This window comes from Gordonia sp. (in: high G+C Gram-positive bacteria), assembly GCF_049299075.1.
GTDB lineage: Bacteria > Actinomycetota > Actinomycetes > Mycobacteriales > Mycobacteriaceae > Gordonia.
Window position 1 is genome coordinate 1 of the sequence record NZ_JBAQWU010000304.1, and the last position, 6,352, is coordinate 6,352.

General features: G+C 66.8%; 9 protein-coding genes and 1 tRNA gene. 7 read left to right on the top strand and 3 right to left on the bottom strand.

Annotated features, from left to right (window positions below):
• The coding region (locus tag WAW85_RS09210; RefSeq protein WP_422559315.1) for a thiamine pyrophosphate-dependent enzyme at positions 1 to 886 on the bottom strand (886 nt) is incomplete at its 3' end.
• 149 nt (positions 887 to 1,035) lie between these two features.
• Between WAW85_RS09210 and WAW85_RS09215 the strand changes: the two genes are divergently transcribed.
• From WAW85_RS09215 to WAW85_RS09225, 3 genes are read left to right on the top strand one after another with little or no spacing between them, the layout of a single operon-like run.
• A complete protein-coding gene (locus tag WAW85_RS09215) occupies positions 1,036 to 1,503 on the top strand; it encodes an Lrp/AsnC family transcriptional regulator (protein WP_422559316.1) in 468 nt (155 codons plus the stop codon).
• A 10-nt stretch (positions 1,504 to 1,513) separates the two neighbouring features.
• On the top strand, positions 1,514 to 2,236 hold the full coding sequence (locus tag WAW85_RS09220) for a hypothetical protein (protein WP_422559317.1): 723 nt from the start codon (positions 1,514 to 1,516) through the stop codon (positions 2,234 to 2,236).
• Between the two features lie 20 nt (positions 2,237 to 2,256).
• Positions 2,257 to 2,847, top strand: coding sequence for a putative glycolipid-binding domain-containing protein (locus WAW85_RS09225; RefSeq protein ID WP_422559318.1), 591 nt, complete (start codon positions 2,257 to 2,259; stop codon positions 2,845 to 2,847).
• A 9-nt stretch (positions 2,848 to 2,856) separates the two neighbouring features.
• Here the strand turns inward: WAW85_RS09225 and WAW85_RS09230 are convergent, their stop codons facing one another.
• Positions 2,857 to 3,864, bottom strand: a complete 1,008-nt coding sequence (locus tag WAW85_RS09230) for a prephenate dehydrogenase (RefSeq protein ID WP_422559319.1) — start codon at positions 3,862 to 3,864, stop codon at positions 2,857 to 2,859.
• 52 nt (positions 3,865 to 3,916) lie between these two features.
• Between WAW85_RS09230 and WAW85_RS09235 the strand changes: the two genes are divergently transcribed.
• The 4 genes from WAW85_RS09235 to WAW85_RS09250 all read left to right on the top strand — a co-directional run bounded on the left by WAW85_RS09235 (position 3,917) and on the right by WAW85_RS09250 (position 5,392).
• Positions 3,917 to 4,432: a tRNA adenosine deaminase-associated protein gene (locus WAW85_RS09235; RefSeq protein WP_422559320.1), complete on the top strand. Its 516-nt coding sequence runs from the start codon at positions 3,917 to 3,919 to the stop codon at positions 4,430 to 4,432.
• Positions 4,433 to 4,482: 50 nt separating this feature from the next.
• Positions 4,483 to 4,920, top strand: coding sequence for a nucleoside deaminase (locus tag WAW85_RS09240; protein ID WP_422559323.1), 438 nt, complete (start codon positions 4,483 to 4,485; stop codon positions 4,918 to 4,920).
• 74 nt (positions 4,921 to 4,994) lie between these two features.
• Positions 4,995 to 5,207 (top strand): hypothetical protein, encoded by a 213-nt coding sequence (locus WAW85_RS09245; protein ID WP_422559321.1) that lies wholly within the window; start codon positions 4,995 to 4,997, stop codon positions 5,205 to 5,207.
• Positions 5,208 to 5,304: 97 nt separating this feature from the next.
• Positions 5,305 to 5,392 (top strand) — tRNA-Ser (locus tag WAW85_RS09250).
• Positions 5,393 to 5,663: 271 nt separating this feature from the next.
• Here the strand turns inward: WAW85_RS09250 and WAW85_RS09255 are convergent.
• On the bottom strand, positions 5,664 to 6,352 hold a 689-nt coding region (locus tag WAW85_RS09255; RefSeq protein ID WP_422559322.1), incomplete at its 5' end, for a D-alanine--D-alanine ligase.

The following is a 6,352-nucleotide window of genomic DNA, read 5'->3' on the forward strand; positions in this document are numbered from 1 at the left end:
GGGCGCCAGCGGCGTCGAGGAGCAACGCGATCCGATCGATCGGATCGCGACGGATCCACTCGGCGTCATCGTCCGGCGTGCGGTAGCGGGTCGGATCGTCGGAGGTGGTGTGCGGGCCGCGCCGGTAGGTGATCGCCTCGATTAGCGTCGGCCCGCCGCCTTCGCGGGCTAGTTCGAGCGCGGCGCGGGTGACGGCTAGGACGGCGAGGACATCGTTGCCGTCGACCCGGACGGTGGGCATGTCGTACCCGCGGCCCCGGTGTGCGAGCGGCCCGCGGCTCTGCAGGGTCACCGGCTCGGAGATCGCCCACTGGTTGTTCTGGCAGAAGAAGACGACGGGTGCGGCGAAGCTGGCGGCGAAACCCATTGCCTCGGCCACATCGCCCTGACTGGTGGCGCCGTCGCCGAAGTAGGTGATCGCGGCACACGCGGCGCCGTCGAAGGCGATGCCCATGCCGTATCCGACAGCGTGCAGCGTTTGCGCGCCGATGATCACCGCGGGCGTCGCGATGCGGTATCGGTGCGGATCCCACCCGGAATGCGCCGTGCCCCGCCAGAACGGGAGCAGTTCGTTGAGCGCGACCCCGCGGCAGTAGGCGACGCCGTGTTCGCGGTAGCTGGGGAAGGCGTAGTCGTCGGGTTCGAGGGCCCGCGCCGAGCCGATCTGCGCGGCTTCCTGACCGAACAGCGGAGCCCACAGGCCCAACTGCCCCTGCCGCTGCAGTGCGGTGGCCTCCGCGTCGAGTCGTCGTACGACGATCATGTCTTCGTACAGGGAGCCGATCTCGTCGACGGTGACGTCGTCGACGTAGGTGGAGAAGTCGGGGTGGATCTGGCGCTCTCCGGTGATGCTGACCAGTTGCACAATCTCGTCGAGGTCGGACACGGTGCCTCCTTGGCGCTGGGGCGTGGATCGCACGCCGGCTGGCTAGGTGTGGTAAGCGTCTCAACCGCTGGCATGGTGCGCAAGAGTCGAGTCAGAAATTAAGCAGAACGACCAATTTGGGACGGTAAAAACGCGCAATACTGTGCCTTATGGCCAGAATGGATCGAACCGACGCACGTATTCTCCGCGCGCTCTGCGAGTTCCCGCGCGCCTCCGGTGTGCAACTCGCCGCACTGGTGAACATGGCCCGCAACACCGTGCAGTCGCGGCTGGGACGCTGGGAGGAGGAAGGACTTCTCGGGCCGTACGACCGTCGGGTCTCACCCGAAGAACTCGGCTATCGGTTGCGCGCGTACGTCGCCGTCGTCGTCGATCAGCATCAACTCGAATCGGTGGTCGATGAGCTCGCGGGCATACCAGAAGTGCTGGAGGCGGTCGGCATCTCCGGTATCGCCGACCTGCAGTTACTGGTGGCGGCCAGCGATGCCGACGATCTGTACCGAATCGCTGGTGCGGTGCTGGCGGTGCCGGGCGTGCAGCGTACGACGGTATCGGTCGTGATGCACGAGGCGATCGGCTATCGAACCCTTCCGCTCATCGAGCGCCTGGCCGGGTAACAATGGACCCATGACCCGGCCCCCGCAACGTCCGCGATCCGCGCCGCCGTACCGGCCACCGGTAGCGCGCGGGCAGACCTATCCGCCGCTGGGATTCGGCGACGATGGGCGGCCGCGCTACCAATACTCGGCGCCGAATCCGGCCGCGGAGTTGCCGCCGGAGCCGCCACCTCCGCCCGCTCCGGCCCCCGCGCCGCAGAAGCCGGATCCGACCCGCCGTGTTGTCGCCTGGGTCGCCGCCGTGCTGGTGGCCGTCGTGGTGATCGCGCTCGGCATCCAGATGTTCTCCTCCTCCGGAGACGACTTAGCTGGTTCGCGGCGGTCCGATCCGCCGGTCTCCCAGTCGCTCAACGATCCGTATCTCACCGAGAACGACCAGCCTGATCCCACCGCAGCGGTGCCGCGCCGGACCCCGCGGACCACACCGTCGGTGCCCGGAACGCGGGCACCGCGTTCCACCACGCGCTCGGGTCCACCACAAGCAACCACCTACGAGGTGAACACCGAAACCGAGGCCACCATCTTCTATATGGCCGACACCGGCATCAAAATTGCCGTCGTGCCGGCCGGGAAATGGACGCTGACCACTACGACCCATGGCGACGCGCGGGTCAACGTGGCGGTCACCAAGCTGCAGGCGGCGTCGTGCTCAATCACGGTCGAGGGTAAGCGGGCCGTCACCGAGCAGCTGGATCCGTCCGGCCCACTGCGGTTGCTCACCTGCCGAGAATGACGAGGGGTTACCGTAGTGGAGTGTCCTCACCGTCCAATATCAAAGCCATGCTCACCTGGCGCGGATCCGATGCCGACCGCATGGAGCAGGTACGGCTGAACATCAGCGGCGCGCGCATTCGCGCGTACGGCCGGATCATCAGCGCCGCCACCGACGAGTATGAGGCGTATTCGGTGTCGTACGAATTGGTGACCACCAACACCGGCGCGACCAGGCGGCTGTCGGTCCGCATGCTGAAAGAAAGCGGCGAGATCTCGCTCGACCTCAGCCGCGATTTGGACGATCGCTGGATGGTGCAGACTCCGGACAGTGTCGTGCACAGCGACTTCGGTGGCGCCGACACCGTGGATCTGTGGCATTCGCCGTTCCTCAAGACACTTGTCGTGCGACGACACGCGATGGAGGAAGGTCGCGACGGGATCGATATTCCGGTGGTGGAACTGAGCTTGCCGAGCTGTTCGGTGGATCTGATTGAGAAGTCGTACAACTTCAGCGGCATCGGGGCGCAGGGCGGCGCTGCGACCTTGACATCGGCGCGCGGGTCGTGGGATCTGGTCGTCGACGAGTACGGGCTGATCACCGAGTTTCCCGAGGTTGCGCAGCGTATCTGAGCGCTCGACTCAGCTCATCCAGACGCGGGCCTGATGTGCCTGCCAGCGTAGTTGCTGGGCCCAGCCGTCGGCTCCGATCTCGACACCTTCGATGGGTTGCGGCTCAGCATGCGCGATCGCCTCGTACCGGCGGCGCGCCCGATACCCGTCGTCGACGACTACCTCGACACTGCCGTGATCGCGTAGGGCGTCGCGGGCCGCGGTGAGCCGGTCGATAGTCTCGCTCAGCGTGTTCAGCAGGGCGACGGCGTTGCCTTCGAGCATGGCGCGTTGCAGAGCGGGCGCGGTGCCGGTGACGCGGGTGCCGTCGCGGAAGCTGCCCGCCGCGAGACGCATCGACAGGTCGCTCTCGCCGGCCCCGATAGTCGCGGTGACCGCCGCGGTCAGGTGCGGGTTGTGGGAGATGGCGGCTACCGCGCGGTCGTGGGCGTCGTCGGCGGCGGGCACCACGTAGGAGCCTGCGCTGTGGGCGATCCCGGCGACGATCAGCCAGTCGGCCGGATCAGTGTCGTCGTGCGTGGAGACCATCCACATGGCGCCGTCGAAAAGGTGGGGATCGGTGGCAGCCCACCCGGACTCGGACGTTCCGGCCATCGGGTGACCGCCGATGTAGCGGGCACCGGGATGGCCAGCGGCGATGATGCGGGCGACTTCCGCTTTCACGCTGACGACGTCGGTGAGCAGACAGCCAGGTGCGATCTCGGCGACGGCTGCCACCATGTTCGCCAGCGCCGGGACGGGGGTGGCGAGCACAATCACGGCGTCGTCGGCGGCGGCCCGGTGCAGCACCGCGGTCAGGTCTGCCGATACGTCGTATCCGGCAGCAATCGCCGCGTCGACGGTCGTCGTTGACCGGTTGTAGCCGTAGCCCACCCGGCCGGCCTGCGACAGCCGTCTGAGCAGGGAGCCGCCGATCAGGCCGAGGCCGAGAATGCAGACGGGAATCGCGTCGGTCTGCTCGCCGCTGTCCGGGGTTACCTGCGCATTGTTCTGAGCCACGGATTCAGCGTTGCACATTGCTGGTGGATATGACTTGGGGGAGCCTGCGAAACCGACTACCGTGGCGGTCATGGGCACCGCCGCGCAGTCAGCTTCCGACATCGACGGTTTTGCCGTGGCGGTAGTCCGCGAGGACACCGGGTGGATTGTGAAATCGTTGAATCCGGGCGCGCTCGATGCCCTGGAGGACGCCGAGACGCAGCTCCGCGAACTACGGGCCATCGGCGCCGTATTCGGCCTCCTGAACGTCGACGATGAGTTCTTTGTCATTGTCCGTCCGGCGCCCGGTGGTGCGCGGCTGCTGCTTTCGGATGCGACCGCGTCCCTCGACTACGACATCGCCGAGGATGTGCTCGACCGCCTGAATGTCGAAGTGCCCGATGTGGATCCCGATGATGTCGACGACGTTGACCCATGGGAAGAGGGCGATCTGGCCGTGCTGGCCGACCTCGGTTTGCCGGATGACGTGATGAGCATCATCGTCGGCGACACGGACCTGTACGCCGATGAGCAACTCGGCATGATTGCCGCGCGACTGGGCTTTGCCGACGAGCTGGCCCGAGTGCTCGACGACCTCGGCCGCTAACGAGCGAGGATCCGGGGCGACGGGTGGCTGCGGTGACCGCCGAAGCGCAGATGCGCGCGGCGCTGACCGCTGCCCGGTCAGCTCCGGTAGGTGATGTACCGGTCGGCGCGGTGATCTTCGGGCCCGATGGCACCGAGCTGGCGCGGGCAGCTAACCGTCGCGAAGCCGACGGCGACCCCACCGCGCATGCGGAAGTCCTGGTGCTGCGGGAGGCCGCGCGGGTCCACGGGGACGGGTGGCGGCTGGAAGGCTGCACCCTCGCGGTGACCGTCGAGCCGTGCGCGATGTGCGCCGGGGCGATCGGCCTCGCGCGGATCTCGTCGGTGGTTTTTGGGGCGTGGGAACCCAAAACCGGTGCGGTCGGCTCGCAGTGGGATCTGCTGCGCGATCAGCGTCTGCTGCACCGGCCGCAGGTGCGCGGCGGCGTGCTCGCTGACGAGTGCGGATCCCTGGTCGCAGAGTTCTTCGCAACCCGCCGTGAACGGTGACTGAAGCGTCCTGCCGGTCTAGAATCAACGCGTGCGCCGTCATTTTCGACGCGCCACAGACGAAGGGAAGCACCATGTCGGAGCTGTCGGACAAGATCAGCGGGATCGTCGACCAGGTCAAGGATAAGGTCGGCGAGTTGGCCGACAACGAGACGGTGAGCGGCTACGTCGACCAGGCCAAAGAGAAGATCGGCGAGCTGTCGGAGAACGAGCAGGTCAAGGGTGTCATCGGTAACGTGACCGAGAAGGCCCACGAGGTCAAGGACAAGCTGACCGGCGGTAAGTGACTCTCGCTCCCTGCGTTTCGGTCCACCCTGAGTCGCCGACGAAGGGTTCTGACCAGCTGATTTAACTCCCCGGTCGCGCTCGGGTACAGTTTCTCGCGGTGGCGTGTCCGAGCGGCCGAAGGTGCAGCACTCGAAATGCTGTGTGCGGTAACCCCGTACCAGGGGTTCAAATCCCCTCGCCACCGCGCAAGGCCCCCGATCTGCAGTGCAGGTCGGGGGCCTTTTCTATGCGCGACTCGGGTTAGACGGGTAGACCAAGCAGTCGGCCTGCGTCGAGCAGGTAGCCCATCCAGACGTGCTCGGGTGCACCGATCAGATACTGCGCGAGGGCGTTGGAAAGATTGTTGACAACTTCCATGGCAGGTCTCCATTCGCTTGCGGCGTGCGGGAGACCCGCCGCCGATGACCTACCTCACGTATCGTCGCGCGCTGGCGCCGACGTTACGCCGATTCAGCTCAGGCGTGCTCAATCGAAAAGCTAGAGCGACGCTGGTAGCGGGCGCGAGCGAGGTCGACGAGCCGGTCGATCAGCTCCGCGTAGGGCAGCCCGGTAGCCTCCCACATCTTCGGATACATCGACGCGGGGGTGAACCCGGGAATGGTGTTCACCTCATTGAGCAGCCAGCCGCGGCCGTCGGCCTCGTAGAAGAAGTCGACGCGGGCCAGGCCGGTGCAGCGCAACGCGGCAAAGGCGCGGGCGGCCAGTTCGCGGACCTCAGCGGCCGCCTCGTCGGGCAGATCGGCCGGGATCACCAGTTCGGCGGCGCCGGTGACGTACTTGTCCTCGTAGTCGTAGAAGTCGCTGCCCGGGCGGATTTCGCCCGGCACGGTGGTCTCGCCGCGGCCGTTGCCGAGCACGCCGACCTCGATCTCGCGGGCCGTCACCGTCTCCTCCAGCACGACGACGTCGTCGTACCGAAGCGCATCGATCACCGCGTTGGTCAGGTCGGCGGCCGATTCGGCCTTGTGGACGCCCACCGACGAGCCCATATTCGCGGGCTTCACGAACACTGGAAGGCCGAGTTCGTCGATGGCCCGGTCGACGACCTGGTGCAGGTCGTCGACACCCTCGCGGAGTGTGAGCCACCGGCACTGCGGGATCCCGGCGCGCGCCGCGACCTCCTTGGCCATGCCCTTGTCCATGC

What these genes read in the sequence shown, in the direction of transcription:
- WAW85_RS09215 (WP_422559316.1), top strand. Translation starts at nt 1,036, where the DNA reads ATGGCCAGAATGGATCGAACCGACGCACGTATTCTCCGCGCGCTCTGC.
- WAW85_RS09220 (WP_422559317.1), top strand. Translation starts at nt 1,514, where the DNA reads ATGACCCGGCCCCCGCAACGTCCGCGATCCGCGCCGCCGTACCGGCCA.
- WAW85_RS09230 (WP_422559319.1), bottom strand. Translation starts at nt 3,864, where the DNA reads ATGTGCAACGCTGAATCCGTGGCTCAGAACAATGCGCAGGTAACCCCG.
- WAW85_RS09235 (WP_422559320.1), top strand. Translation starts at nt 3,917, where the DNA reads ATGGGCACCGCCGCGCAGTCAGCTTCCGACATCGACGGTTTTGCCGTG.
- WAW85_RS09240 (WP_422559323.1), top strand. Translation starts at nt 4,483, where the DNA reads ATGCGCGCGGCGCTGACCGCTGCCCGGTCAGCTCCGGTAGGTGATGTA.
- WAW85_RS09245 (WP_422559321.1), top strand. Translation starts at nt 4,995, where the DNA reads ATGTCGGAGCTGTCGGACAAGATCAGCGGGATCGTCGACCAGGTCAAG.